The sequence below is a fragment of the Pseudomonas brassicacearum genome (assembly GCF_003732265.1).
Lineage (GTDB): Bacteria > Pseudomonadota > Gammaproteobacteria > Pseudomonadales > Pseudomonadaceae > Aquipseudomonas > Aquipseudomonas brassicacearum_D.
Window position 1 is genome coordinate 1 of record NZ_MOBK01000027.1, and the last position, 272, is coordinate 272.

The 272-nt window shown below is 59.6% G+C and carries 1 pseudogene; it reads right to left on the minus strand.

The window, feature by feature from the left end:
• Positions 1-272 (minus strand): annotated as a pseudogene (locus tag BK660_RS32705) (M10 family metallopeptidase); the annotation flags it as partial.

Here is a 272-nt window from a genome sequence, read left to right on the forward strand (position 1 = left end):
GGAGATTTTCGACGTTTTGCAGGTTGCTCAGGTCCAGGTTGACCACGCTGCCCTGGGTCGCATTGAAGGTGAGGTAAAGGGTGTCGGTCCCTTCGTTGGCGTTTTCCTGAAGCAGGGTCAGTTCGGCACTCTGGTCCAGGGCGTAGGCATCATTGCCCTTGCCGCCGATCATGGTGTCGATGCCGAGGCCACCGTCGAGGATGTTGTTGCCGTCGTTGCCGGTCAGCACGTTGTTCAGGGTATTGCCGCTGCCGTTAAGGTCGGCACTGCCG